This is a genomic window from Ferruginibacter sp. HRS2-29, assembly GCF_024343615.1.
GTDB lineage: Bacteria > Bacteroidota > Bacteroidia > Chitinophagales > Chitinophagaceae > Ferruginibacter.
In genome coordinates this window covers 30,806-56,972 of record NZ_RJUB01000146.1, presented here as the reverse complement: position 1 = coordinate 56,972, position 26,167 = coordinate 30,806, and the positions used below count along the sequence as shown (strand labels likewise).

Below are 26,167 nucleotides of genomic sequence, written 5' to 3'. Positions count from 1 at the left end.
CACGACCTGGCACTGGTGGCCGACATGGCCGATGAAGTGATCGTGATGTACAGGGGGCAGATTGTGGAACAAGGCGACGCCAAAGAAATATTACAATCTCCCAAACATCCGTATACCAAAGCTTTGCTGGCCTGCAGACCCGGCGCAGGGAGTAAGGGAAAAAGATTGCCGGTCATCAGCGATTTTATCGAAAGGGATAATATTGATAAGAATCTGGGTGGTGATAACACCGGCAATGGTGAAAAAATGAATATTGCTGATAGTAACGCCTATGCTGCTACACAGGATGTTGTTGGTGATAACACCAACAACGGCGGCGATAAAAGTATGGTTAAGGATAATACCAACAACGGCGGCCTGGTAGTAATATTGCTGATAGTAACGCCTATGCTGCTACACAGGATGTTGTTGGTGATAACACCAACAACGGCGGCGATAAAAGTATGGTTAAGGATAACACCGGCAATGGCGAAAAAATGAATATTGCTGATGGTACCGCCTATGCTGCTACACAGGATGTTGTTGGTGATAACACCAACAACGGCGGCGATAAAAGTATGGTTAAGGATAATACCAACAACGGCGGCCTGGTAGTAACTTCGGAGGAAAATATATTTCGGGAAACAGAGAAAAAGACCATTCTTTCCGTAGAAAACCTGACTGTCTGTTTTCCGGGCAAGCGCAATATTTTCGGCAAAGCTATTTCAGTTGTGCCCATCGTAAAAAACGTCAGTTTTGAAGTGAAAGAAAATGAAACGGTAGGGCTGGTAGGCGAAAGCGGTTGCGGGAAAACCACGCTGGGCCGGGCGATCCTGCAACTCATCAAGCCGAGTTCGGGAAAGATCGTGCTGGAAGGCACCGACCTCACTACGCTCAACAGCGGACAACTGCGGGTGATCCGTAAAGACCTGCAGATCGTTTTCCAGGATCCATACGGATCATTGAATCCACGCATCACCATCGGTGATGCCATCATGGAGCCGTTGAATGTACACCGGATACATTCTTCCAAAAAACAACGCAAGGAACAGGTAGTGGAATTGCTCGAAAAAGTGAGCCTCCAGGGCGATCATTTCAACCGTTACCCCCACCAGTTCAGCGGCGGGCAGCGCCAGCGTATCTGCATTGCCCGTGCATTGGCATTACAGCCCGATTTCCTGATATTTGATGAAAGCGTTTCCGCACTTGATGTGAGCGTACAGGCCCAGGTGCTCAACCTCATCAACGACCTGAAAGCGGAGATGAATTTTTCTTCCATCTTCATTTCACACGATCTGTCGGTGGTGCATTATATCAGCGACAGGGTGCTGGTGATGAACAAAGGCCGTATCGTGGAAGAAGGTACCGCCGATGATATTTATTTCAACCCGTCAAATGCCTACACACAACAGCTGGTGCAGGCCATTCCCGGCAAAGGGTTATTTTAATCTTCGTATTCCGAAAGGGATTTGAAATTGTACCCGTTCTCATTCACAAAAAAGTTGCGGGCACTGCGGTGATAACCGAATAATATCTTCTTCAGCTGTAGATTGAATTGTTCTTCGGCGGGTTCATACTCCTTGAACTTTTTGTCGGTCAGTACAGAAAGATCATCGTTGCTGCTGAGATCCGTTCCCGCCAGCGGCTGCAGTCCGCTCATGCCTATCTTCCAGTCATCCGAACGTTTGATCCTGTATTTGAAAAAATACACCACGCCATTTTTCCCTTTCAGGGAAGCCGTTTTTTTATCCAGCATCACGATGGAATCCATCTTGTCGTAATTATTCTGCGACAGCATATAACTGCGTGCAAGCGCCAGCTGATTTTTATATGCTTCGGGAAATTTGTCAAGCCGCCTGATCTCTTCCAGCTTGCTGTATAAAGTGCCAACCAGTTTTTCCTTCATCACAATGCCATTGAAAACCGAATCGGGAACTTCCTTTTTATTGCGCAGCATCAATATGGCCGCATTCATTTTTACATAATCGTCCTTGCTCTGAAGCAGCCGGGTAAAATATTGCTGCACATTTACATCCTTGTCGTAAAATGGCATGAGCAGCACCGCATAATCGTTCAGTCCGTAAAGATTGTTGCCGCGGTTATATTCTCTCGTCACATCATCCTCATCATTCGCTTCTTCCTTTTTCTTTTCATCCTGCATCTTCTGTTCGTCTGCGGCTTTCTGTTTTTTCTGCGCCACTTTTGCATCTATGTAGATCGAAGAAAAATAATCCTTGTAATTTTTAGCTTTTATGAACCCGCTGTCTACGAGCATTACCAGTAATTCCGTAACAGGTTCCTTGTAATCGGCCAATGTGGAAAGTTTCAACAGGTCAGGAAAAAGCGCAGCGCTGAGTGCCAGCGAATCTTCAAGATTGTTGAACACGGAACGATAATCGTCATCATCATTGAATATCGGCGGATCCTGCAGCATGATCTCTTTCAGCACCGCATACGCATGACTGGTCTTGAGCCTTGCCAGCGATTTGATCACTTCATTTTGAAACAACGCCGTATCGGCAGTCTGTGTATACAATCTTTTCAAATGATCCGGGATATCATTGCTTACCGAATCCTTTATGTAACCCAGTTCCGAGATCAGCTTTGCTTTTGTATCAAAATAATCCTTGTCACTGACCGATAAACGTGCGATGGCATCGTAGATGTAAGGGGCGCCTTGTTTTCCATAATATACATTGGTGATGGCCTGCTGCGCTTTTTTGTGCAGGGCGCTATCCATGCTGAAAAGATCTTTGAAAAACAAACCCAGTTTTTTTTCATAAGGTTCAAAAAGTGTGTCGGTGCTGTAAGGAACAAAACTTCCGAAAACGGAATTTACAAAATCGCTGCGGCCGCTGAGTGTATCCGAAACAGTGGCGATAGAATAAAGGTATTTGTCTTTAAGCAGCAACATCCGCTCGATCATCCGTGAAGAACCGGTATCCTGCAAGGTGAAAAAATATCCCTGGCTACCGGCGGGCAGGCTCAGGGCAGATTTATTACGAATGACCATATCGTTCTTGCCCACATATTCATTGATCGCGTTTTTCCAGAACCGCCCGGAATCGGATATATAAAAATACTTCGGGTACTCCTGCACCGACACCGACACCATTTCGCCGGTAGAATCGCTTTGCAATATCCCATGCCTTTCTTTCAACCAGTAAGTGATATAGCCCGAAGAGTTGTTGCCATTGTAAGCATCCTGCGTTGTTTTTTCTATCAGCGAACGGATGCCTTCGTCCAGCTGAGGTTTCACCGGGGTATTTATTTTAAAATGAAAAAATGAATCTACAAAAGCCGTTGAAGGCGCATAGGCATAGTTCTCCCATTTAACAGAGTTGATGAAAGCAAACGCTGTGTCGTTCGCATCAGCGGTACGTTTCGCAAAAACATAAAAACCGGCACCTTTCAGGATATAAGCGGCATTGACGAACTGCCCGTTCTTCAATTTTTCCCTGACGAACAATGCGGGATAACCATTCCATATTGTTTGTTTCCTGCTGATCTGTTTGTCGAAATAATCAGGGCTTCGGAAAGATTCTTCCACCAGGCTCAGATCGAAACTATCTTCTTCGATGAAATTATAATTGTATACATTCTTTTTGAAAATAAGATAGGCGTCACCGCTAGTGTTGTCTGCGGCTTCGTACTCCCAACGGTCTTCCCTTATCCTGTCGTAATACTGGTGCGCAGGCTGCGGCAGGTTGATGCTGAAACCTTTTTGACCCGGCGTAAAATTGACGGGCTTATTTTCCAGCGGTTTTAATTGTATGGAATTAAAAAAACGGGCAGCTTCTTCACCGGCTACATAATCGTTCTTCCCGCTCATTTTGAAAAGGATGATCTCAAAGGGTGTGATGAAGATCTGGTAGCGTTGCAGATCGCCCCGCCTCGTGCGGTTGGTGATATCATAACCATTATAACCATTTTTTTGAATGACTGTTTTGGTCAATATCTTCCCCGGGATATTTTCATACAGGAGGCTGTCTATTTTTTTCTGCACTTCCGATTCAGCCTGGCCCGTAAAAGACGAATAGGTCTTTACTCTCGTTACGAGATAATAAGACCCGTTGTTCATGTCTGCAAACTGGCTCCTGTCGAGCGGTACGTATGCATTCCTGAGCACATAAAGCTGCCCCGGCACATCTACGCAGTACATGCCATCGGGTGAATATTGCGTGGTGAAATTCACTTTCACTTTCAGCTTATCGATATTGTCTTTCTGGTTGGCATCGCGGTCGGCCATTTTGATCGGGCGAAGAGTGTACCCCATTTTGCGGAGCTGCTCAATCACGCCCCTTTCTCCGGGAAGATGCGCCGCACCTACCCCTGCAAACAAAGACCTTTTCCGGATGATACTATCGATTGATGCCGCCTGGATATCGTTTCTTTTATAAAGGAATTTTTCGCGGAAGGCCGCCGAGCTCTCCATCATGTTATCCAGTGAATCCATCAGGTCGAGATCGCCCCGGCGATAAGCATTCTGCATTTTTTCCACCAGGCTACCCATGGTTTCACCATCGAGGTCTACATCTTTCTTTTTCTTTTCTTTCGCCATATCGGCATAGGCTTCCAGCACCAGCTTTTCCGATTCGTAATAATCCTCTACGCCTGCAGGTGCTTTACCAAGTTTGCGGCCCGTCTGGAAAATATAGAGATCAAGAAAAGTATCTTCTTCAAAATCTTCCTTCATCTGGTAAGAACGATACAGCAGACTGTTGACAACAGGTGGCTCGCTGCTCAAAGCAGATTTGAGGAGATCATCGTATTTGGTGATGCGGAAACTGTTTTCGGTGAGATAATCCGTACCGGGGATCCGGGTATAATTGGTATAATTCTGATTCAGGTCGTTGAGGCGCACCATTTGTGGCTGCCAGGTTTCGGGATTGAGCTCGAGGGCCACCGCATCCACATTTTTCAACGCATAATAAAACGAATCGCTGAGGTGAAAAGCGAGTTTGCTGCTCACATGCATGGTCCCAAAAAGGTAGGAAGGCCTGGTAAGCCCGTTGCCGGTGATCTGCCAGAGCAGGCTGGGATAGCTGGGATTGTTTTTTTGCTGGGCACCCGAAGTGAAGGCTGACAATAAAAGAACGAAAAAAAGCTGGACGAATTTAGATAGGTGCATAGTTGAGTATAAACGGCTTTTGCCTTGTATAAAGTTGGGGATTAATGGACAAACCCCCAAAAAAGGGAGGGGATTTAACAGATTGGGATTTTTTTTGAAGAGTTACGGGGTGGCGGGTTATTTGACCGTTAGCGAATACTAAAGCGAAGCTTCTCTGCGAAACCTCCTTTATCTCTGCCACTCTGCGGTTAAGGAAACTTCGCTTCACCGCAGAGAACGGGAGAAAGCAGAGATTTCGCAGAGAAAAGCTTCGCGAACGATAAGTTCACCCGCAACTCTAAATGCCCTTATAAGGCACTAATAATCAAATTTTTACACCCAGCCAAATTTTTCTCCCAAAACCCGATTTTTAGTAGTAACTTCGCAGCCTTTAAAATCATGCCGTAACATGATAAATGCCTTTTAAAATGAAAGGCTACCTATCTCTGTAAACCTTTTACAGTTCCTGGCATGTGATAAATAACTTTTATAAATAAATTTATTGCATGAAATTATCTCAATTCAGATTTGACCTCCCGCTTAACCTCATTGCCCAGCACCCCACCAAAAAAAGAGAAGAAAGTAAAATGATGGTGGTACACCGTGCTACCGGACAGATTGAAGACCGCCATTTCAGGGACATCATGGAGTATTTCGACGACAAAGATGTTTTTGTGGTGAACAACACCAAAGTTTTTCCTGCCCGTATGTATGGCCGCAAGGAAAAAACGGGCGCCAAGATCGAAGTTTTTCTTTTAAGGGAACTCAACAAGACCAACAAGCTTTGGGATGTGATCGTTGATCCTGCCCGTAAGATCCGTGTTGGTAATAAATTATATTTCGGCGAAAGCGATGAACTGGTAGCCGAAGTGATCGACAATACCACCAGCCGCGGCCGTACGATCCGTTTCCTTTGGGATGGCACCGACGACGAATTCCGCCAGATGCTGGATATCATGGGCGAAACCCCGTTGCCAAAATACATCAAACGCAAGCCGGAAGAAGAAGATAAAGAGCGCTACCAGACGGTATACGCCAAGCACGAAGGTGCGGTAGCTGCGCCAACTGCAGGTATGCACTTCAGCAAAGAACTGATCAAAAGGCTGGAGATCCAGGGGGTACGCTTTGCGGAAGTTACGCTTCACACCGGCTTGGGCACGTTCAGGCCCATTGAAGTGGAAGACCTGAGCAAGCATAAAATGGATGCTGAATATTATAAGATCGATGAAACTGCCTGCACCATCGTAAACAAAGCCAAGGAAGGAAACCACCGCATCTGCTCTATCGGTACCACTACCATGCGGGCGATGGAAACATCTTATACGGCTCAGAAATTACTGAAACCGTCTGAAGGCTGGACCAATCATTTCATACACCCGCCATACCAGTTCAACATCGCGGATGCGTTGGTGACCAATTTCCACCTGCCAAAAACGAGCCTGCTGATCATGGCATGTGCGTTTGCAGGTTACGACCTGATGATGGAAGCGTATAAAAAAGCGATCAAGGATAAATATCGTTTCTTCAGCTATGGGGATTCGATGCTGATCATCTAGTGAATGGTGAATAGTCAATGGTGAATAGTCAATGGTGAATAGTCAATAGTCAAAGCTTGATACTTCGTAATAAAATTGGAAGCTCCCTTTACGGGAGCTTTTTTAATGCCTGACCCTGTAGTTTAATTTCTTAAAAAAGATTATACAGAAAACTCCTACATCTTACCGTCTTCCCGGCTATTTATGGCATGTATGGGCAAAAAAAAGGGGCCGAGATGGAAATCTTAGCCCGTATTAATCCAATATCCTATGAAAAACCATACTAAAGACGAAAAATTTTAGATTTTATTGTGAAGAGAGTGTTAAAGGAGAAAAAAATTATTGATTTCTAAAGATTTGCAGATAAAAAAAGGGCGTTATCTTTAAAAGAACCAAAATCGCCATCATGAAAACCTTGCAACAATGGCTTGCCGAATATGGGGAAAGCCATCAGAATGGAACCAATAAAACCATTCACTGGATCTGCGTCCCCGCAATCTTCTTTTCAATCGTAGGGTTGTTATACAGTATTAAACTACCGGCATCGATTGCTGGTTATCAACTGAATATAGCCACAATATTGTTGATTTTAGTCATTTTGTACTATGCTTCCTTATCCAAAACCCTCTGGCTGGGTATGTTGCTGTTTGGGGCTTTCTGCCTCTGGCTCTGCCACCTGGTGGAAAGATCGGGGTTCATGCAATTGTGGTTGCTCTCACTGATAGTGTTCGCTGTCGCCTGGGTGGGGCAATTTTACGGGCATAAAGTAGAAGGGAAAAAGCCGTCGTTTTTAAAAGACATACAATTTTTAATGATCGGCCCGGCGTGGCTGATGAACTTTATTTATAAGAGATTAGGGTTTAGGGTTTAGAAAAAAGTTTAAAAGGTTCAAAAGTTCAAGAGGTTCAAAAGTTAATTGCATTCCATTAGAATGTAAACTTTTGAACCTCTTGAACCTCTTGAACTTTTGAACCTTTTGAACCTTTTATTCCAGTCCAAAAAGACCGGCATTCAACGCACCCAATGTCTGGTCTTTAAAGCTTCTGGGGATCAGTAAAGAAATATTGTGCCTGCTGCCACCATAACTCACCATTCTTACCGGTATATCATGAATGGCATCGAATAATTTACGCATCACTTCCTTGGTTTCGGTGATCTCGTTGCCCACGATCGACACGATGCTCTGGTTGGTATCGATCTCCACCGTACCATACGCTTCCAGCTCACGGGTGATCTCGTTGAGGTAAATATCATTATCGATCGTAACAGAAACCGCCACTTCAGAAGTAGTGATCATATCGATCGAAGTCTTATATTTTTCAAACACTTCAAATACTTTTCTCAAAAACCCATACGCCAGCAACATGCGGCTGCTCTTGATCTTGATGGCGGTGATATTATCTTTTGCCGCAACAGCTTTTACGCCTGTGCTTCCGGCCTGTTCGGTAATGAGTGTACCTTTTGCCGAAGGCTCCATGGTATTCAGCAATTTCACCGGCACATTATAAAACTGCGCCGGCCAGATGCTGGCCGGATGCAGGATCTTTGCGCCAAAATAAGCCAGCTCGGCGGCTTCTTCAAAACTCAGCTGCTCGATCGGCCTGGTAGTTTTTACCACCCTTGGATCGTTGTTGTGCATACCATCGATATCCGTCCATATTTCGCATACATCTGCATTGATGGCAGCTGCAATGAGCGAGGCGCTGAAATCGCTTCCTCCACGCTTCAGGTTATCCACTTCACCTTTGGCGTTTTTGGTAATGTATCCCTGTGTGATAAAAATGGGTGTATCCTTATGTTTGGTCAGCAGTTGAGATAACTTCACTTTGATGGTGCCGATCTGTGGTTCGTCCTGCGTATCCAGGGTCATAAAATCCAGCGCCGGCAACAGCCTGTGCGGTATCTGCTGCTCTTCGAGATACAGGCAAAAAAGTTTGGTGCTGAGCAATTCGCCCTGCGCCAGTATATCCTTATTCAAGGCTTCGCTGAAGGAGATTTTCAAAATGATGGTGAGAAATTCGAAATGCTCGGCCAGTATCTTCTTCGCCTCAGAGATCAGCTGGTCATCGCTCAACAGTTCATCTACAAACTGGTAATACAATGCTTCCAGTTCCCATATCTTCTGCTTCGCTTCGTTCCTGTCGCCCGCGGCAATAAGGCTGCTGATCTCCACCAACGCGTTGGTAGTACCGCTCAATGCAGAAAGCACCACGATCTTTCGGTCATCATCCGCAGTTATCAGTTTCGCTACTTCTTTCATCCGCTGCGGCTTGCCCACACTGGTGCCGCCAAATTTCATCACTTTCATTGTTCAATTTATTTTGGATTGCAAATATAAAGCAATGTATGATCTAAGATGTATGATCTATGATCTGAACTTTCGGTTGGAATTATTTTCAGAAACTGAGCAACCTTCAATCCAAAAAAGATCATAGATCATACATCTTAGATCAAAGATTAAAATCCGATTCCAAATCTATTTCCCAGTCCCCTAAGATCCTCTACCACCACATTCAGCAGATCAATCCCCTTTTCCATCCTTTCTTTTTCCATGGCTGCTTCGGGCTCACCGGGAATGATCACGGCATGTTCGCCTTCCACGGTAGCCGATTGTTTGAAACGGGTGATCCATTGATCCATATTGTCCTTGAAATCCTGCGCCGGCCGGAAGGCATCTATCCGCATGGCGCCAAAGAAATGGCCGATCCCTTTGCCCGGCATATTTTCGGGCATGGGCACATAAGCCGGAAACGGCGGCACCCAGGGGCCGTAATTGGCACCACTGAGAATGGCTGAAAATATATCCACAATGCTTCCGAGCATATAGCCTTTATGGCTGCCATGTTCGCGGTCGCCGCCGAGTGGCAGCAAAGCCCCGCCTTCTTTCAACTCATGGGCATTGTTACTGGGTGAACCGTTTTTTGTCTGCACCCAACCATCCGGCACGGGTTTATTTTTTCGCTGCAGAATTTCCAGCTTACCATTCGCCGCGGTGGTGGTGGCAAAATCGGCCACAAACGGCGGTTGTTTTCCCGCAGGGATCGCTACCGCAATGGGATTGGTACCCAGCAGCCTTTCGGTGCTGAAGGTAGGCGATACCAGCGGCGACGCGTTCGTCATAGCGATACCGATCATATCATGGGGCAGGGCCATCATGGCGTGGTACCCCGCTATGCCAAAATGATTGCTGTTTTGCACGCTCACCCACCCGGTGCCGGCATTTTTTGCCTTATCGATGGCTACCTGCATGGCATAGGGCGCCACCACCAGCCCTAATCCGCTATCGCCATCTACTACCGCAGTGCTGGGTGTTTCATGAATGACCTTCAATTCAGGGGTCGCATTGATGCGGTTGGCTTCCCACAGCCTTACGTAGCCCGTGAGCCTGGCCACCCCATGGCTGTCGACCCCACGCAGATCGGCACTGATGAGCGCTTTGGACGCTGTATCTGCATCCGTTTCATTACAACCGACCCTGGAAAATATCGCATGGCAAAAATCATATAATTGCTGGTAGGTAAAATTCTGCTCCATGCTGCGAAGGTAGTGAATGGTGAATAGTCAATAGTCAATAGTGAATGGTGAAATCTTCAAAGTGTTTGCTTAGGTGTGAAGTCTGTATTTCCAGAAGTAAATCATACCAAATCCTAAAAACTTAATATCAGCGTTCCTGATCCGTTTTGTCCCGACGGGACAATGTATGGGTAGAAAAAAATATCCCCCAACAATCCGTGCCGTAGGTACGGTATATGGATTTTGGATGTAATAAACCGTACCTATGGCACGAAAGCCTACCCGATTTAAATATCCGCCCAGGGGATATTCTTGTGGCACAAATACCAGGCACAATTTCCCCATTTTGCCGCCCCAGGCATGCTCCTGAAAAGTGCCATTCTTCTTTTGCTAATTCGTGTAATTCGCTAAAATTCGTGTAATCTTTCTTAGATTTGCAGCCCGATTGCGAACATAAATTAAAAGATCATTTAAATGGGAAGGATATTTGAAGTACGAAAAAGTGCCATGTTTGCCCGCTGGGATAAAATGGCCAAAAATTTTACCCGTATCGGGAAAGAGATCGCTATTGCTGTAAAAGCCAGCGGACCTGATCCGGATAACAACCCGGCATTGCGCCGCTGTTACCTCAACGCGAAAGCGGTAAACATGCCGAAAGACCGTGTGGAGGCCGCCATCAAAAGGGCGATGGGTAAGGATACCAGCAGCTACGAAGAGATCGTGTATGAAGGATATGCACCGCATGGTATTGCGGTGATGGTAGAAACAGCTACCGACAACCCTACCCGTACGGTGGCCAATGTGCGCATGCACTTCACCAAAGGGCATGGTTCATTGGGCACAAGCGGAAGCGTTGGTTTCGGTTTTAATCATATGGCTGAATTCAAGATCAAAGCTGCCGGGCAGGATGTGGATGAACTCGAACTGGAACTGATCGACTTCGGACTGGAAGAGATCGGGGAAGATTCTGAAGGAAATATCGTGATCCGCACCCCTTTTAATGAATATGGCAATATGGCCAAAGCGCTGGAAGAAAAAAAGATAGAAGTGATCACTGCAGAACTTACCCGCATACCAACCACCACCGTAGAATTAGGCGAAGAAGAAGCCAACGAAGTGCTGAAGCTGGTGGATAGGCTGGAGCAGGATGAAGATGTGCAGAAAGTGTATCATAATTTGAAATAGTGAATGGTGAATGCCCGCCCGGCTGAATGCCGTTCGGACGGGGTCAATAGTGAAAGCGTGAAGGGTTCTAATAAACAGGACAGTTTACATTATCAGATATTAAAAAAGATCAGCAATCATGCTGATCTTTTTTGTGGTATATATGCCTTACTACAGCAACTTCATATTGCTCAATGCCTTGTTACCTGCTTATTTCATGTCCATCTTTCTTTGACATTCTCTATATTTTCTGCAAGGTCATTGTAATCAGAATGCCCAACATAACATGCAAAATAGGGCTTACTGCAATGTATTTTTTTTAAATCAGCTTCGTGGGTTTTCCAATCTGCTAATTTTTCTATTGAAATAATCTCACCATTTTGCAGCATTAATGTTGAATTGAACACTTCCGTTATGCCTTCTAACTCTTTATCAATTGGCACTTCATAAAACGGCCCTTCACCAATACGGAAATTTTCATAGCTACCGTCTTTAAATTTCGCAAGAAAAAAATGCGCAGGTTCGCCGTTGATCTTTTTTAAAATTTCTTCCGGCATGGCAAATTTACATTTCTCCACTTTGATGATTTCATCATTAAATCTGACAATATTTTCAGCAACAAGATGATGTTCAATGATATTTTTTTGTACAAACTCTCTATCATGAGGTCTGTCATTTGTTACGCCCCTGCTCAATCTTTTTTTATGCAATTCGCCATATATAAGATCGATCATTTTTCTTTTATGCCTGAATACAACACACGGAAGGATCGTGCCGTCATTTAATGAAACAGCAGCACAATATTCCTGGCCATAAAAATCTGTAAAATTTGGGGTGATCTGCTTTTGTAAGAAATAAATTAAATCTCTCTCATCAATGGGCGAACCAAAACGTTTATAGTTTTCTTCATCTCTTTCAATTATTACCATAACTATCAATAATATAAGTGCAGAGCTATATGCGCATTTGGAATCAGTATCGCGACCGGCGATCACCATTTGCCATTGTTGGTGTTTTTTCGCCATTTTCGCCGTTGTTGGTGTTTTCACCAACAACACCTTTGGGCTAAAAAAAGTTGTTGGTGAAAACACCAGAGACATCCTGGGACCTAAAAGAAGTTGTTGGTGAAAACACCAACAACGGCGAACATTCGTAATTCGTAATTACTCCCCCATCATCTCCTTCACCACCCTCAACACATCTTCCACATTCGGCTTCGCAAAATAATCCCCATCGCTGCCATAACCGGGGCGATGCGCCTGTGCGGTGAGTGTTCTTGGGGCTACATCCAGGTATTTATATCCTTTCTGCTCTTCCATCACTTTATTGAACATATAAGCTCCGGCGCCACCGGGTATTTATAGCAATAACTATTAGCAGGAATTCGATCCCCCAATTTACAGTTCCCCAAAATAAGCCCGCGATAACAACATAGTGTTTTGTCAAAAACCAGCAAATAGATAAGACAGCATTGATGATCATAACAATCGCAGACCAGCTACCTCAAGACACACGAGTGGTTCTGGGGACTACTCGTGCCAGAGGGTTGAACTCGTCTTTCAAGACCTATAAGATTAGAAATAACCGCATTATTCCAATTACAATAAATTATTTCTTACAAGATAAGCTAAGCGTGCACAAGCGATACAGGAGAAAATCACATAAGCTATAATTACTGATATGATAAAAGTATTGTGCTTTTTTCCTTGATATTTTATTAAATAGTGAGAAATAATTTTTTCTCGATTTTTATATAGGATAAAATAATTCGTACCAAGTACTATTAACGCTAAAAAAATTCCAAATATGGCAGCATTACCTTTTGCAAATAGAGAGCCTGCGAAATAAAATACTATAGTAAATACATTCAACAATAGTACTGTACTAAATAATGACAGCCCTGTAAATGCTGAATCTGGTAGATCTTTTTTGATTCGTTCAGCAAACCTTATAAATAAAAAATATGTATAATAATATATGTTATCCATGTGTACCGCTATTTACCGTCTCCAAAAATTTTATCACCAATTCCATAATCAATTATGGACAATACCACTCCTGCCACAGGACAAAAGTAACCAATAACACTAATTGCCACTTGAGTTACAGCGTGGGCTCCACTCACATTACCCGCCGCATAGTTAGCAATGGCAGCACCTACGCCGAGAACTAATGCACCTTGTGAAAGTTTTGCCAATCCTTTTGTCCCTATAACCCCTCCACGTGCAAGATTTGCTGCCGCAGCTTCGGCTCCGCCTGCATTTATTGCAACTTCTGCTATCCCTTCTCCCGTTGTCAATACCCCGGTCACAGTGGTTACATTGGCTACAGTACTCGATGCATCGGAATTGGAACCTTCACCCCTTACATCTGGCTCTGTATTTGCACGATCGGAACTTGTCGTGCTTTGCTTTGCATGTTCTTTTCCATTTCCCGTTTCTCCATCGGATGACCCTGATTGGAGTGTTGGAGGTTTTGCTCCTTTTGCCACTTCCACATCCGGCCCTGCTTGTGAAGCATCATACATTATGCCATTATATCCGTCTTTTTCTTTAGTATAAAGTAGGTAGTCCTTTCCAACTTCGGTGTATGTATCCGTTGTACTGTTGGTGGGTATGCGGAAAACTTCTTTCCCCTTATGAGTAAATATGTGATCATCTGGCTTCATTCCATCAGGATCAATATATCTAAGTGGATTATTATAAGCATAGTTGTAAGGAGAGTGTCGACGCATTAAATCGGTCTTAGGATCAATAGTATGCCATTTTCCTATCTGTGGATCATAGTTTCTTGCACCAAAATCATATTGTTCCAGCCCACTTCCATCTGCAAATTCATTACTATTTAATTCTTTGCCATTAAACTTATACCTATTTGTTAGCGCTCCTAAAGCTTTAGAAGATATCCCCGCCATCGTCAACCCAAACGGATAATAATGTGTCTCCTCCAAAATAGGCCCCGGCGTATGGATCACCTGCAAATTATCAAAGAACACATCGTAATTACTTTCATTACTAACGTACACATAAATGTACCCATTTTTTGGAATTGAAATAGTGGGAATGGTAGAAATAGTATGAGATTTAACGGAGCCGCTTGCCCCTACCTGGTCGAAGCCGCCACCGGCATAGCCGAATTGTTCGTCGAACATGATCCAATTAATGAATGCCCTTGGGGTGGTAGAAGTTTGTGCGGGTTGACTGCCTAACAATCCAGTTACTGTTGTAGGAAAACCGCTTTGCCCGGTGATCTGAGGCGCAGTAACCCCCTTGGCGGCAATGGATGGAGCACCTATAAAAGTACCGATAATGTCTGCTACGGATAAGGTAGACGTGCCGGTAGTATACCCTCCACCCGGTGCCAGGTGATAGCTTTTACCGTAGATGTTGAGTTTGTCGCCTGCCATCACTTTTAGTACTATGCCCAGGCCAGTTTTATTGGTGCCGGCGTTGGTCTTGTACATTTTTGTGGTAGTGGCCGCCGTATTGCTATACGGGTTATTGTTGTAAGGCGGGTTGCCATTGTTGTTGGCATACGTAGCCGAGCCTGATGGGTTGGCGACGGCTTTTGTATTGTCGATGTTATAATACAACGCTTCTGTGGTAATGGCTGTGCCGCCATTATAGGTAGCGTTTTCCATGGTTACCGCGGGATATACATTCGGCTGCTGAAACTCATCGGTCAGCACCATCCTTACATTGCCTAAATGATCTTTGATAAAATAATCATATTCCAGCGGCGGCGTTGCGGTAGCTTTATAGCGTATCCTTCCTTCTTCTTGTGCTAAAAATTGCAGTTGGTCGGTGTATTGCAACGACACCAATGAAGGATTGGAATATTGTTTTGATTCAAACACCGTTCCATTGAGATAAGTAGTGGTGGTGGTAATGTTGCTGGTATAGCTGGCCCCGTTAAAAGGCACCGAAGCATTATTTTCCTGTGTTTGTTTGCTCAACTTGTTGCCTCCCGCATCGTACACGTAGGTGATGGTTCCCTTTCCGGTAACGGTGATTACCTGCGGCAGGTTAAGATGATTGTATGTAATGGAGCTGATGGCTTTATTATTGTCAAGGTTCATATTACCATTCACATCATAGGTATAATCATCTGTAGCGCCGTTGCTGCCGTCTTTAAAATCAGCCAGCTTTCCGTTATCGGTACCTGTGATGGCATCGGTTACTTTCGCAAGCTTATTGGTATTGGTGATATAGCCATAGCCCAGGTCATCTATCTGCGCCGAAGTGATGGTCTTTAATCCCCATTGCTGCATCCGCAGGATATTGCCGTTAGCATCATACGCCAGTGTGGGGTCGAGGCCATCCCCCATTTTTACATTATAATTTACGATACTGTTGTTCCAGCTTCCGTCACTGTTCTTCTGCTTAAAGTCTGCTTTCATCAACCTATTCAAAGGATCGTAGGTGAAATCGTATTGACGGTTTACACCATCCCCTTTAGTTTTCCAGAGCATACCGCCAATGTTGCCATTAAATTGTGCCGCTGCATAACTGGTTCCGCTTACTGATGCAGTTGTTTTATCGTATGCCAGCTCCATTCCAAAATAGCTGGTACTGCTGTTTGATAGATAACCCCGATTGATACCAAGCAGCCACCCGCGGATATTGTAATCATAGTTGAGGGTTTCTACGGGAGTGGATGTATAGTTGCCGGATACATCACGGGAGCGACCGAGTGATTTTGTTTTAAGGTTTCCCAAAGCATCGTACTTCATTTCGGAAACCGTTACATAATTGGACGGTACTACACCAGAATTCACCAGGCTATTACCGACTGTCTTTTCTGTTTTCAGCAATCGCCCCAGGTTATCATAGGTGCTCCTGCTTACTACTACAGAATTATTGGAAGACGGCCCTGAAATGGCAGCTATACTTACCAGTGGCTGACCGGCCCATGAATATTGAATGGTGCTGATATCTACGCCCCCGGTATTATTCTTTACCTGCGTCTGGATCAGTTGTTTTTTTTCGTTGTAAAAAAGTGCACTGTATAAATAGGAAGAAGTTCCGAGTACTTTGGTTCGCGTGCCGGTTACCATGTTTTGCAACATGGATGTGGCACTGTTTGATTGCGCATACGGAAACGTGGTATTACTGGCGGTAACAAAATAGGTATCGTAAGCCGTATTATAGGTATTGGTAAGTCCTGTAGTGTACAATGATTGCCAGCTGTAATTATCGTAAAAAGTCGTGGTCAGTTCTTCGTAACCGGGGTAGCTGGCCAGGTTGGGATAGCTGTAGCTGCCATTGGCGGCAGTAATATGATAGGAAAGGTTGTTGTAGTTAGATGCGTCGGTGATCAGCCCGGTAGTAACCGGCCTGTTTAAATAATCATAGGTAAGGTACATCCATTTTTTTTGCCCGGTAGCGCGCATGGCCGCATCCTGCGACATCACCAGCCTGTCGGCATTATCGTACACCATCCAGGTTTCGCCTGCTCCCGGCACTTTTTTCATGATCATCCGGTTGCGGGTATCGTATTCATAGCGGAAGCATTGCTCAGCCAGGATGGTGGTATTTATTAACACCCAGCCTGCTGCACGCACCAGTTCAACTCCTTTCGGCTGGATAGCACATCTTAAATTACCAATATCATCATACAGATAGTATGTACAGGTCCAGCCGGGGTGATCGCTGCCGGTTCCATCATCTGCGGTGGCGGTAAGTTGTACCTTCTTCAGGATAACGCTGCCGCTTTTGTCTTTAAATTCTATTACCTGCTTCCCGTTTTCATCAACGGTCACCGTTTTCTTCTTTCTTTGCATTATTGGCAGGATGTATCAGGATCAGTGACCTGTCGGGCACATCCGGCAGCCATAAATGATTTCCAAACTTTGGGCTGTATCGCTGTACTACCAGGTACTCTCCTTCGGGGATGCACGAAATACGGGGTGCATTTTTTTTCCATGGCAACTCTATCGTTGCACATATTTTTATCTTATTAAAAGACAATACTCCGTTAGTGCCTCCGAGGAGGTACGTTCTGAATAATTCCAGTTTCATGATGAGTGAATTTGTGAGTGCCCTCCCGGCTAAATGCCGTTCAGACAGGAGTGAATGGGGTAATCAGCTTAAGCGTTCCCCTGCATGGGTTGGCGGTTTTATCCGCGATGCAGGACTACAAGCGTTACAAAGCCGCTTTCCGGCCCTGGATCTGAGCAATGAAGTCGTCGATTGCAACAAGGTCATTTTCGATGCAGGTGATCTGAAATTCCAGGGAATTCATGGCAACTGAACCATAGCTTTCCGACTTTTCGTTTAACAGGAAAAGTTTATGCTGTGTTTTCTTCAATTTGCTCTCCATCGACTTTTTAGCATCACCTTCAGGAAGATTGGCAATCACTGTTTCATAGGCAGCAATTTCTGCTTCAAGTGCAGGCCTTTCTGTTTCTATGTTCAGGGTATTGTTTGTGATCCCCAGGCGCTTTTTATCCTGCTGATACTTTTTAATTTCGATCTCCTGTTTTTGCAACCCTGCCGATGTTAACAGCGCATCACAGTCGGCCACTGTGGTCAATAATAAGAGTGAGTACTCCATTGTACTTGATTTTAGAAGTTAAATAAAATGGTCACATAGGCTTCTCTTTCGCGGCCGTCGCCGGATTGAGATATTGGTTTAAAAGGCTTGCTTCGGCCAGGAGCAAGTCGATTGATAACTGTAGTCGGAGTTGCGCAATCCTCCCACAGGTCAATAATTTTCGTTGTATTGTTTGTTGTATGTCGTCCAGGTAATCAATTTCTACCGGTGCTCCATTTACAGCAGGAAGCGATTGCACTGCCTGCCAAATCCCGCGGCTTTTACGCAATGTCGCTTCAAAGTCAAGCTGCATTTTTCTTAGCTGTTGCCGGAGACAGTGTTGCTGCCAGGTGTTTTTTGAAAGCATGGCTTCCCAGATACTTTTTGCTTCGAAACCCAACATCAGCTCACTTTCAATTATTCTCAGTTGCTCCTCTATCGGCATTTTTCCACCGATTGCTGAAATCTTTAGAAACTCTTCCAACCTTTCTACTGCATGGGCTGGCAAGGGGCGTTCGCCTCTTTCAGCCATATTTATCTGGCTCCGGGTTGTTTTAAGCATTTCAGCCATGGTCGATTGGCTGAGCATTGCTTTTTTGCGGAATTCCCTGAGTGTACTCATGTCAAAAATTTTAAAAGTTCAGTTTTAGACGCCTTTGTGCCAGAGCCGCCATTTCTATTTTCCGCTGACACGTTTTTCGTGTCAGCGGAATCTTTTTTTTGGGCGACTGGCACACCACCACCTAAAATCGAAATTGGCTGGATACTCAATTTTTTCCTTCCATCCCCTTTCCTCCATTCCCTCTTTCTGAAAACAAAGCAACAACATTCAACCAGGCAAAAAGGGGCCATGGGGGCACCTGCCCCTACCCGAAACCCAGTACAGCAGCGGCTTTTAATTTTTAAAAAAGTTTACAAAAAATCACAAGAATGTTGTTTTCACCATAAAACGCCGGTGTTTTTCCCGGCAAATCCTGAGGTTTTTCTCCCTAAATCCTGAGGTTTTTTCCACGGTAAAAAGTTGCAGGACGCTAATTGTATGCCTTCATTTGCGCCGCATTTTTCATCCGGATCCCAATGGCTGAAAAATTTTTTTAAAAAAAGTCGGCCTCTTTTGAAACGTTTTGCTCAAAAAGTGGCGATAGTATTTATAAACCCGTAAAAACCTAAACATGACTGTACCAGAATTGATCGAACAAGCATCTAAAAAAAATGTCAATGCCCAGCGCAAGCTGTTCGACTACTATTATGAAGAGTGCCTGACTTATTGTAATGTCAGATTGAAAAACCGGCACGATGCTGAAGATGTGGTATCAGAGTGCTTTGCAGCATTTTTTGTAAGGCTGCATGTATTCAAGTACCAGGGGGAAAAATCTGTCATCAATTGGTTGAAAGGATTTATTCGCCTTGAGTGCCACCGGTATAGGCGCACTTACGGCCATTGGATGACGGCGGAAGAAAATGCCGTCCGGGAGTTAACGTTCGAAGACGTTGTTATGGCGAATTTGTCTGCAAAAGATCTGATGGACTTGATTATGCGATTGCGGGAACCCGGCAGATCTGTATTCATCCTGTCGGCTATCGAAGGTTTATCACACGCCGAGATATCAAGCCTGCTAAAAATTAATATCAACACATCCCGCATTTACCTGAAGCGGTCGAAAGCATATTTACAATCACTCATCATCTCAAACTCACCAAATCATGGAAATTAATGAAACCTCCGACCTGGGCGATAACCAGTATAAAAAACATCCTGACCAGCAATACATGAAAGACGCGAAAGAACGTGTATGGCAAAATGTGCTCATTAAAATGGAAGTTCAGAGGGTTATTATAGCAAGTTCCAGGAAACGAGCTATCCGCCGCCAGGTTCGGGCACTGGCTGCCTGTAGTGTTATATTGCTTGGCCTCGCCATATTTTTTGCCTGGAGACAAAGTTCAACAACACAACTAGCAAAAACAGCTATCGCCACAAATAGCCATATTGGAATTGATAGGTCTTACATGATTGAAGATTCTATAAACCTACGTTCCACAAAACCTGCAATTGTTTCCAGGGGAAATAAGATGACTGACGAGCGCACAGGGCGCCCCGCAACAACACTTATAACACCCCATAAAAAGGTAAGACAGGAATCACTTCAGCATAATAAATTCTACGAGCGGCTTGATCAAAACCAGCGTCAACTTCCCAACCCAGACATTCATTTGGCCGCTGTTAAAGACAGTGATCAGGTAAGGCATGCCCAAGATAGTTTAACCGTAAAACCACCAAAAGGGGTTCGGATAACAGATAATGATCTCTGGCAAATGCTTCAACAGCGCATAGATCATAAACCTCAGCTTAAGAAAAAAGACACACTTTTTAAACCAGCAATTATCAGGCAATCGCAAGACACCAATAATTTAATTAATCAATAAAGTTGTTTTATGAAAATTTTTATCCTCTTACTATCCATGTGTATGATTTATCACACTAGTAACGCACAATTATTGCTCAAAAAACGAACTAGTAAGATTGAGCAAATGGAAAACTTCACCTGTAGTTATTTCATTGATTTAAAAGCGAACAATAGCATGCGAATCGATATTTACGATATGGGTGGCGCGCCATTAAAAACAAACCTGGACTCCCTATTCAACATTATTATTACCACTTACCGCCAAATGCAGGATAGCCTTGTGGATGATCTATCGGCCAGGAAGCTTAATATAAGCCTTTACGATACGCTGATGAAAGTGGTAAGCTGGAGTTCTATTCCGCCTCAGGAAAAGCGGCTACTGCTGTACGAAGGAAATAGCAAACCGGTAAAGTTTTGCCAGGACACCGTTTATCTGAATGTTTACAGTATCACTCCATCCTCGCAGGGGCAACCTCCATTTTTACGGATTACGCTTCTTCTTAATGATCTGGATCGAATCGACTCTTATAACAATGGCAGGTATAACGCTATCCTCAAGACTATGGATAGGGACAATGATCACCTGTGGGGTTATACACAAAAAGGGATGCTTTACCTGAAAGCTGATCCCGAAAAGCAAATACTCAAAGCTTACAACCCATATAAAAAGCAGGTCATCCTAAAGTTTGATTTTTCGTTAAGTGCCCAGAATTACAAAGATCGTTTTGTCCCCTCTGTTCATCTTGGAATGGGGCTCGCAATAGAGCAGTACAATATGCAGGTACAATACTGGATAGGAAGCGAAACTCATTTTACTTTTTCAAAAGAGCATAACGGAGTTTCGAAAACGATGAAGAATAATTTTTTAATAGCGGGATATAGAACAATCAACCTGACGTCTCCCAACAAACCGTTTCGGATTTATCCCAACTTCATGCTGGGATATCTGGTAAAACGCCGGGATCATATCTACAACAATCACTCGTTTAAGCTGGAAGTAGCAAGGATATCTGTAAATAAAGGTTCCCTGCGAATTGACCCCACCTTCTACTTTCATGATTTTTTTAAAGGCATTATCCCAAGCCTTAGGATTACCCAGTCATTAAAATAGCCTGCTAAAACTATCTGTATGCAATATGAATTTCATAAAATAATGGAAATGCTTAAGAATAAGCTCGGAAAAAGAGCAGGTGATTTCGTTTTGCTCCGCTCCGAAAATAAAGTATTTATTTCATCGATTGCCGAATCGGTGACCAGCGCACAAGTACATTTATATACGCTGCTACGTACCAATGACTATGCCACCTTAAGTCATTATGTACCACTTTATGAAAGGGATATTATTACATCGTTAGATTTGATCCATCATTACATCAAAGAGTGTGTCAAGGGCGCTAAACCGATGCCGGAACATAACGTGCAGGCATTTAAAATCTTTATCGAAAAATTAGAGGGCTTGTTGGAGTTTGTTCAGGAACAATTTTGCGCACACAGAAATTATGAACAAACCATTCCGGAGAAAATGAGGCATGACCAGGAGAAGATAGTGGTAGACTTTTTGAAAAAGATTGATAAAGGTTTTCGTAAAGCAGATATAATACCTCTGTTGCAGGCCTGCGCAAAAAAGCCATTTCTCGATTATCTCGATGAAGACAAAACTTTTACCTACCGGCGGTTAGATTTTTTGAGATCGTTTATCGAAAGCTGGGACGAAGGCCTGAAAACGGAAGAGTTGAATGAAGAGTTTGTGTTATTTTTTTTGATAGGAAAAAATTACAACGATTACTTATTCTATGAATTTTGTAAATCTTTGATAATTGGCCGGGCAAATGAACTCTTGGATACAAAATCGCGGCTGTTGTATTACTACCATCAACAGAAACTAATGAGGGAATCCAGCCTGCTATATTCTTCCCGTTACAACTCTCTACTCCCCTCCATTTCCGAATCCCTTTCGTTGCTTATAGCCGACGAGCTAAAATACCTGGAGCAGGTTTACCAACACGAACAATTAAATGCCGGCAGCCCCCAATTACATAAGGCTAACGCAAAAGTGAAGCTGGATTTATCGGTGGAAGAATTAAGCCTGGCAGTACACGTCTTGATGGATGCGAAGATCATCCGGAATGAAAATTTCAGTGAAGTGATCCGGTGGGTATCGGAAGTATTCAGTACAAAAAATACCATCACCCCATCGGTAAAGACGCTAAAGAGAAAAGGCACTCAATTTTCCCCAAATCTGGTAAACAAGTTTCGCGATAAGATTATGGTAGTATTTAATCTTGCCCGCAAATATGCAGCGGCGTAATCTTTTTTCTCAAATTTTTAAAAAATCAACTAATGGCAGACAACAAAAAACTCAAAGGCAAACAAGACCGTATACGCGTAGCAGCTGCTGACCCCTCAGAAGTTGAATATCTGCACCGTACCTATCACATGCTCAGTCACCAGGCTATCAGCGGAGCTATACGGGCGGCCGGGCCTATGCGAAAAAATATTGTGAAATACATTAAAGCGAAACACCGCTTTGTATTGGGATGTTATGGAACTAAGTAACGCTAAACTGAATTATATGCAACTAAGTACCCTGATTAATATCGCTTTTCGTTACGATGCTATCTTAACAAGGTACGCAAGAATCCTGACGGGATCCAAACCGGCTGCCGACAGTATTAGCATGGCCGTATTTGAAATGTATTATAATGCAGCGATCGAATTGGATGAAAGTGCATTACGAGCTTACCTGCTATGGGCGGTGAAAGAAAGATGTATTAAATGGAAAATGGCAAATGCGGTTTGGCATTAAAACTTATTTTTATTTTTATGTGTAAAGGATGCTGTAGAAACAGCATCCTGTTTCTTATTGTACCTTCTCAACCATTTTGAAAAAGTCGGATAATTTTATCTCAAAATAATCGGTCAACGCAGCTAGGCTACTAATAGAAATATTTACTGCGGCAGTTTAAATTCGTACCACATGATTCCGGTAGCAGCGGGGTATGGCAGTTTCAATACATGAGTAATCATACGAGATGTTGTTTCTACAACATCTCTTTTTTTAGACAATCATTGTTGTTTTTCCACTAGTTTGAAAAAATCGGAAAGTTTGATTTCAAAATAGTCTGTTACCACAGACAAACTACTTATAGATAAATTTCTGGCAGCGGTTTCCATGCGTGCGATATGTATACCGGTGTCCGTATATACATCTTCCTGCGTTAGTCCTTTCTTGATTCGGACTTCCTTAATTGTCACTCCAATTTTATGCAGCAATTTCGTATTGATGAATTTGGTCATAGTAAGCAAATAGACTAAAAATATTTTTATAAATAAATGACCCAGATGTCAGGCATTAATTGTATCTTTATTTTATCAACTTTCCGTTCTGAAATCTGGTACATCTAAGCACAGGAAAGCCTAACGTTTCCCGTTTTAAAGCGGGAAACGTTTTTAATATTATTTGATGTACCGCTCACCATCAAATGATAAAAATGAAACAAGCTACAAAAACCATTTCCAGTATTACAGAAGCCTACGAGGCGATCCACGATTTTTACGATTGCTTTCATCTACATGAAGCGTTGGAAGAAACAAATAAATTATTCAAATGGGCCGGTAAAGAGAAATATTATGATAAGGGGGCTCCTGCCAATCTTATATTTTTAAGCCAGCAGCTATTTAAGCTATTCAGTGCAGCTGAATTTATCTGCTACAGCACCGGCAGAAGATCTCCTGCCATACTACACGAAAACGAACTTTCAAAATACCTGGCTCTAACTATGCCTGATAGTATGGCCACGGCTGAGTGGGCATCACTTACCCGCTATCTTAGTTGGGAGGAGTATATAAATCCCTACTATACTTTTGAAAAATTTGGCGTAATGCGAGGTTGGGAAGAGGTACTGCAGGAACTGATGGAATTTGCGTTGATGAATGGGAGTATTGAAGGGTGTTTCACCTCTGCTGAATTGAAAAAATGGAGGATGCGGATGGTGGGTGTGGTGGAGGGTGGATGGTTTGTGGATGTGAGGGGGAGAGAGGCAAACTGATTAGGCACTTGCTGAAGTGGAGTAAATCAGGGCACTTCAGCCCAACGCTTTGCACTAAAATTAAATTGAAAAACTAAATTCGAGCCTTTATTCGTCAGCCCCCATTTTGGTAAACCCTGTTGGGCATAATTTTTATTTACGCTTAGTTCTGTCCGCAATAAGCTGTTTTATAAATTCGGGAAGTTCAATATTATTATGGTCTGCAATGACTTTCAAAGCGTCATAATATTTTATTTCGTCACCGTTCCATTGCAGGTCAAGTCGTCTTACTTGTTCCATAGCAATGTGATTATAATTTTCAGGACTGCCCCAATAACATTGCATACAAACTGGTGGTTGCTTTTCTGTTTTCCAATTGTCGCAATGTTCACAACTCCATGATTTCGCTCTGTTACAAGAACCGCACAACAACATAAAATGTTCAGGTTCTCTGTCAGTAACATCACCGCCAACTTCATAAGGAACTCTATGGTCAACCTGCAAATAGCGTTCTTCAAATAATCCATTACAAACTTGGCAACGTCCGCCACAAGCTATAAATAACGAATGTTTGAAATCTTTTGAAAACAAAATTCGACCTGCAACACGATTGGTCTGTAATGCTGCTAGGTCGCCAAACTTGTATGCTGCAATTGATTTGCCGTCCTGTGATTTTATTTTGAAAGTTTCAAGTGGAATTCCTGCTTCACGAACATCTCTTGCTGCTCGTGGCGGATGATTATAACCGTAAGTTTTTTCAAGGTCTTCGGTCGTAATAAAACCATGAGCTAAAATATGGTCAATAACAATTTTCGCCCTTTTATTAGTAATGGATTGAACGTATTCTAAAAATTCTTTGGGGTAAACTCTCTTTTCTTCTAGCATTTGTTTACAAAAAGTTCTGTTTGATAATTTTGTTTTCCTGTAACTTTCTGCAAGTCAATTTTTGATACCAAAGCCGGTGATAAAAAAACAGCCTCGTATGTTATTTCGTTTCTGTTCAGAAGGGTTGCTTGTGATGAACGCCCTGCATTTATCTCGATCTTTGTAAGGTTTAAATTGTCAGGTAAAGGACTGCCATAAGTTTTATCCCCTGTCCGCCCGTCATAGCTTAAAATGTATGGTACATTGCCGTTGTTAAGTTCAAAAAGTGAAACTACGAAGTTGTCAAACTCAATGTTGCCAGCATAATTAAAACCGCCATTTAAACCTGTTCCTTGGTAAGGTGGGTCCATGTAAACTAAATCATCAGCCGTTGCAAGGTCAAGCACATGTTGGTAATCGGTCGAATAAAATTGTATTTTACCTTTCAAGAGTTGTGATACCCTTAGAATGTCATCACGCATTAAAGATGGATTTCTTCCCAAACGCCTTTTGTCAGGACTTTGGTTAAAACCGCCTTGTGCATTGTAACGAACTGCTGCTTTTACACACTTTGCCAAAAGAAAAAGTAAGTATTCCGGTTGTTTTGTATCGTTAAATTTATCTCTAATTTGATAATAATATTCTTCTTCGTTTCCTAATTGTCCGTGCCAAATATCGTGGTAAGATTTAACCATTGATTTTGGGTTGTTTATAATTTTTTCCCAAAGGCTAATCAATGGTTGGTTAATGTCATTGATAATAAAACTGTTAGCCTTAAAATAATAAGCCGAAGCAATGGTTATAGCCGCTGAACCTACAAAAGGTTCAATTAAATTGTCAAAATGGCCAGGAAACATACGCAAAATTTGGTCTGCCAAATTCCGTTTACTTCCTTGGTATGGTATGGGATGCGGTAACTTCATAATCTGTGTCAAGTTGTAGTGCCAAATATAGCAATTTTTGTTTGTCTAGTTGTGCCTGTACGTCGGTCTGGTACAATTACGACCAACGTGCAGGGCTTAATGAAGGTTGGAG

General features: G+C 43.2%; 24 protein-coding genes and 1 pseudogene. 12 read left to right on the top strand and 13 right to left on the bottom strand.

Going from position 1 to position 26,167, the window contains the following annotated elements; all coding sequences use genetic code 11:
- Positions 1-480: pseudogene (locus EGI32_RS17455) on the top strand (hypothetical protein); the annotation flags it as partial.
- On the top strand, positions 444-1,427 hold the full coding sequence (locus tag EGI32_RS17450) for an ATP-binding cassette domain-containing protein (RefSeq protein WP_255156642.1): 984 nt from the start codon (positions 444-446) through the stop codon (positions 1,425-1,427). The pseudogene EGI32_RS17455 and the gene EGI32_RS17450, both read left to right, overlap by 37 nt.
- On the opposite strand, the gene EGI32_RS17445 is transcribed toward EGI32_RS17450, so the two are convergent.
- Positions 1,424-5,110 (bottom strand): TraB/GumN family protein, encoded by a 3,687-nt coding sequence (locus EGI32_RS17445; protein ID WP_255156641.1) that lies wholly within the window; start codon positions 5,108-5,110, stop codon positions 1,424-1,426. The two genes, EGI32_RS17450 and EGI32_RS17445, sit on opposite strands and share 4 nt — an antisense overlap.
- A 485-nt stretch (positions 5,111-5,595) precedes the next feature.
- Between EGI32_RS17445 and queA the strand changes: the two genes are divergently transcribed.
- Both queA and EGI32_RS17435 read left to right on the top strand, forming a co-directional pair.
- Complete coding sequence (gene queA, locus EGI32_RS17440; protein ID WP_255156640.1) at positions 5,596-6,645, top strand: tRNA preQ1(34) S-adenosylmethionine ribosyltransferase-isomerase QueA; 1,050 nt, start codon at positions 5,596-5,598, stop codon at positions 6,643-6,645.
- Positions 6,646-7,030: 385 nt separating this feature from the next.
- Positions 7,031-7,495, top strand: coding sequence for a DUF962 domain-containing protein (locus EGI32_RS17435; protein ID WP_255156639.1), 465 nt, complete (start codon positions 7,031-7,033; stop codon positions 7,493-7,495).
- Between the two features lie 114 nt (positions 7,496-7,609).
- On the opposite strand, the gene EGI32_RS17430 is transcribed toward EGI32_RS17435, so the two are convergent.
- Positions 7,610-8,932, bottom strand: coding sequence for an aspartate kinase (locus EGI32_RS17430; RefSeq protein ID WP_255156638.1), 1,323 nt, complete (start codon positions 8,930-8,932; stop codon positions 7,610-7,612).
- Positions 8,933-9,081: 149 nt separating this feature from the next.
- Positions 9,082-10,158 carry an Ldh family oxidoreductase gene (locus EGI32_RS17425; RefSeq protein WP_255156637.1) on the bottom strand — a complete coding sequence of 359 codons (1,077 nt, stop codon included), beginning with the start codon at positions 10,156-10,158 and terminating at the stop codon, positions 9,082-9,084.
- Positions 10,159-10,611: 453 nt separating this feature from the next.
- On the opposite strand from EGI32_RS17425, the gene EGI32_RS17420 reads away from it, so the two are divergent.
- The gene (locus EGI32_RS17420) at positions 10,612-11,322 is read left to right on the top strand and encodes a YebC/PmpR family DNA-binding transcriptional regulator (protein ID WP_255156636.1); all 711 of its coding nucleotides are present in this window, start codon (positions 10,612-10,614) and stop codon (positions 11,320-11,322) included.
- A gap of 194 nt (positions 11,323-11,516) precedes the next feature.
- Here the strand turns inward: EGI32_RS17420 and EGI32_RS17415 are convergent, their stop codons facing one another.
- The 7 genes from EGI32_RS17415 to EGI32_RS17385 form a co-directional block, all read right to left on the bottom strand.
- On the bottom strand, positions 11,517-12,350 hold the full coding sequence (locus EGI32_RS17415; protein WP_255156635.1) for a hypothetical protein: 834 nt from the start codon (positions 12,348-12,350) through the stop codon (positions 11,517-11,519).
- Positions 12,351-12,464: 114 nt separating this feature from the next.
- Positions 12,465-12,635, bottom strand: a complete 171-nt coding sequence (locus tag EGI32_RS17410; protein WP_255156634.1) for a hypothetical protein — start codon at positions 12,633-12,635, stop codon at positions 12,465-12,467.
- Positions 12,636-12,899: 264 nt separating this feature from the next.
- Complete coding sequence (locus EGI32_RS17405; RefSeq protein ID WP_255156633.1) at positions 12,900-13,289, bottom strand: hypothetical protein; 390 nt, start codon at positions 13,287-13,289, stop codon at positions 12,900-12,902.
- Positions 13,290-13,297: 8 nt separating this feature from the next.
- Positions 13,298-17,083, bottom strand: coding sequence for an RHS repeat-associated core domain-containing protein (locus EGI32_RS17400; protein ID WP_255156632.1), 3,786 nt, complete (start codon positions 17,081-17,083; stop codon positions 13,298-13,300).
- Complete coding sequence (locus tag EGI32_RS17395; RefSeq protein ID WP_255156631.1) at positions 17,052-17,321, bottom strand: DUF5675 family protein; 270 nt, start codon at positions 17,319-17,321, stop codon at positions 17,052-17,054. Before EGI32_RS17395 ends, EGI32_RS17400 begins: the two co-directional genes overlap by 32 nt.
- Positions 17,322-17,445: 124 nt before the next feature.
- The gene (locus tag EGI32_RS17390; RefSeq protein WP_255156630.1) at positions 17,446-17,856 is read right to left on the bottom strand and encodes a hypothetical protein; all 411 of its coding nucleotides are present in this window, start codon (positions 17,854-17,856) and stop codon (positions 17,446-17,448) included.
- Positions 17,857-17,887: 31 nt separating this feature from the next.
- Complete coding sequence (locus EGI32_RS17385; protein ID WP_255156629.1) at positions 17,888-18,457, bottom strand: helix-turn-helix transcriptional regulator; 570 nt, start codon at positions 18,455-18,457, stop codon at positions 17,888-17,890.
- A gap of 550 nt (positions 18,458-19,007) precedes the next feature.
- On the opposite strand from EGI32_RS17385, the gene EGI32_RS17380 reads away from it, so the two are divergent.
- From EGI32_RS17380 to EGI32_RS17355, 6 genes are read left to right on the top strand one after another with little or no spacing between them, the layout of a single operon-like run.
- Positions 19,008-19,550, top strand: a complete 543-nt coding sequence (locus EGI32_RS17380; RefSeq protein WP_255156628.1) for an RNA polymerase sigma factor — start codon at positions 19,008-19,010, stop codon at positions 19,548-19,550.
- Positions 19,540-20,259: a hypothetical protein gene (locus EGI32_RS17375; protein WP_255156627.1), complete on the top strand. Its 720-nt coding sequence runs from the start codon at positions 19,540-19,542 to the stop codon at positions 20,257-20,259. The genes EGI32_RS17380 and EGI32_RS17375 overlap by 11 nt, the downstream gene beginning before the upstream one ends.
- A gap of 9 nt (positions 20,260-20,268) precedes the next feature.
- Positions 20,269-21,351, top strand: a complete 1,083-nt coding sequence (locus EGI32_RS17370; protein WP_255156626.1) for a hypothetical protein — start codon at positions 20,269-20,271, stop codon at positions 21,349-21,351.
- An 18-nt stretch (positions 21,352-21,369) separates the two neighbouring features.
- Positions 21,370-22,548, top strand: coding sequence for a hypothetical protein (locus EGI32_RS17365; RefSeq protein ID WP_255156625.1), 1,179 nt, complete (start codon positions 21,370-21,372; stop codon positions 22,546-22,548).
- A 32-nt stretch (positions 22,549-22,580) separates the two neighbouring features.
- Positions 22,581-22,796 (top strand): DUF3606 domain-containing protein, encoded by a 216-nt coding sequence (locus tag EGI32_RS17360; RefSeq protein WP_255156624.1) that lies wholly within the window; start codon positions 22,581-22,583, stop codon positions 22,794-22,796.
- A gap of 16 nt (positions 22,797-22,812) precedes the next feature.
- Positions 22,813-23,046: a hypothetical protein gene (locus tag EGI32_RS17355; protein ID WP_255153433.1), complete on the top strand. Its 234-nt coding sequence runs from the start codon at positions 22,813-22,815 to the stop codon at positions 23,044-23,046.
- Positions 23,047-23,306: 260 nt separating this feature from the next.
- Here the strand turns inward: EGI32_RS17355 and EGI32_RS17350 are convergent, their stop codons facing one another.
- Positions 23,307-23,537, bottom strand: a complete 231-nt coding sequence (locus EGI32_RS17350; protein WP_255156623.1) for a helix-turn-helix domain-containing protein — start codon at positions 23,535-23,537, stop codon at positions 23,307-23,309.
- Between the two features lie 194 nt (positions 23,538-23,731).
- Between EGI32_RS17350 and EGI32_RS17345 the strand changes: the two genes are divergently transcribed.
- Positions 23,732-24,289 carry a hypothetical protein gene (locus EGI32_RS17345; RefSeq protein ID WP_255156622.1) on the top strand — a complete coding sequence of 186 codons (558 nt, stop codon included), beginning with the start codon at positions 23,732-23,734 and terminating at the stop codon, positions 24,287-24,289.
- Positions 24,290-24,421: 132 nt separating this feature from the next.
- On the opposite strand, the gene EGI32_RS17340 is transcribed toward EGI32_RS17345, so the two are convergent.
- Positions 24,422-25,153 (bottom strand): HNH endonuclease, encoded by a 732-nt coding sequence (locus EGI32_RS17340; protein ID WP_255156621.1) that lies wholly within the window; start codon positions 25,151-25,153, stop codon positions 24,422-24,424.
- On the bottom strand, positions 25,147-26,055 hold the full coding sequence (locus EGI32_RS17335) for a DNA adenine methylase (RefSeq protein WP_255156620.1): 909 nt from the start codon (positions 26,053-26,055) through the stop codon (positions 25,147-25,149). The genes EGI32_RS17340 and EGI32_RS17335 overlap by 7 nt, the downstream gene beginning before the upstream one ends.
- Positions 26,056-26,167 lie beyond the last annotated feature (112 nt).

Bases quoted from the DNA above. Each gene is read 5' to 3' on its own strand.
- EGI32_RS17370 (WP_255156626.1), top strand. From the start codon at position 20,269: ATGAAAATTTTTATCCTCTTACTATCCATGTGTATGATTTATCACACT.
- EGI32_RS17375 (WP_255156627.1), top strand. From the start codon at position 19,540: ATGGAAATTAATGAAACCTCCGACCTGGGCGATAACCAGTATAAAAAA.
- EGI32_RS17385 (WP_255156629.1), bottom strand. From the start codon at position 18,457: ATGAGTACACTCAGGGAATTCCGCAAAAAAGCAATGCTCAGCCAATCG.
- queA (WP_255156640.1), top strand. From the start codon at position 5,596: ATGAAATTATCTCAATTCAGATTTGACCTCCCGCTTAACCTCATTGCC.
- EGI32_RS17355 (WP_255153433.1), top strand. From the start codon at position 22,813: ATGCAACTAAGTACCCTGATTAATATCGCTTTTCGTTACGATGCTATC.
- EGI32_RS17410 (WP_255156634.1), bottom strand. From the start codon at position 12,635: ATGTTCAATAAAGTGATGGAAGAGCAGAAAGGATATAAATACCTGGAT.
- EGI32_RS17450 (WP_255156642.1), top strand. From the start codon at position 444: ATGGTTAAGGATAACACCGGCAATGGCGAAAAAATGAATATTGCTGAT.
- EGI32_RS17395 (WP_255156631.1), bottom strand. From the start codon at position 17,321: ATGAAACTGGAATTATTCAGAACGTACCTCCTCGGAGGCACTAACGGA.
- EGI32_RS17445 (WP_255156641.1), bottom strand. From the start codon at position 5,110: ATGCACCTATCTAAATTCGTCCAGCTTTTTTTCGTTCTTTTATTGTCA.
- EGI32_RS17435 (WP_255156639.1), top strand. From the start codon at position 7,031: ATGAAAACCTTGCAACAATGGCTTGCCGAATATGGGGAAAGCCATCAG.
- EGI32_RS17430 (WP_255156638.1), bottom strand. From the start codon at position 8,932: ATGAAAGTGATGAAATTTGGCGGCACCAGTGTGGGCAAGCCGCAGCGG.
- EGI32_RS17345 (WP_255156622.1), top strand. From the start codon at position 23,732: ATGAAACAAGCTACAAAAACCATTTCCAGTATTACAGAAGCCTACGAG.
- EGI32_RS17425 (WP_255156637.1), bottom strand. From the start codon at position 10,158: ATGGAGCAGAATTTTACCTACCAGCAATTATATGATTTTTGCCATGCG.
- EGI32_RS17360 (WP_255156624.1), top strand. From the start codon at position 22,581: ATGGCAGACAACAAAAAACTCAAAGGCAAACAAGACCGTATACGCGTA.
- EGI32_RS17420 (WP_255156636.1), top strand. From the start codon at position 10,612: ATGGGAAGGATATTTGAAGTACGAAAAAGTGCCATGTTTGCCCGCTGG.
- EGI32_RS17365 (WP_255156625.1), top strand. From the start codon at position 21,370: ATGCAATATGAATTTCATAAAATAATGGAAATGCTTAAGAATAAGCTC.
- EGI32_RS17405 (WP_255156633.1), bottom strand. From the start codon at position 13,289: ATGGATAACATATATTATTATACATATTTTTTATTTATAAGGTTTGCT.
- EGI32_RS17340 (WP_255156621.1), bottom strand. From the start codon at position 25,153: ATGCTAGAAGAAAAGAGAGTTTACCCCAAAGAATTTTTAGAATACGTT.
- EGI32_RS17350 (WP_255156623.1), bottom strand. From the start codon at position 23,537: ATGACCAAATTCATCAATACGAAATTGCTGCATAAAATTGGAGTGACA.
- EGI32_RS17380 (WP_255156628.1), top strand. From the start codon at position 19,008: ATGACTGTACCAGAATTGATCGAACAAGCATCTAAAAAAAATGTCAAT.
- EGI32_RS17335 (WP_255156620.1), bottom strand. From the start codon at position 26,055: ATGAAGTTACCGCATCCCATACCATACCAAGGAAGTAAACGGAATTTG.
- EGI32_RS17390 (WP_255156630.1), bottom strand. From the start codon at position 17,856: ATGGAGTACTCACTCTTATTATTGACCACAGTGGCCGACTGTGATGCG.
- EGI32_RS17400 (WP_255156632.1), bottom strand. From the start codon at position 17,083: ATGCAAAGAAAGAAGAAAACGGTGACCGTTGATGAAAACGGGAAGCAG.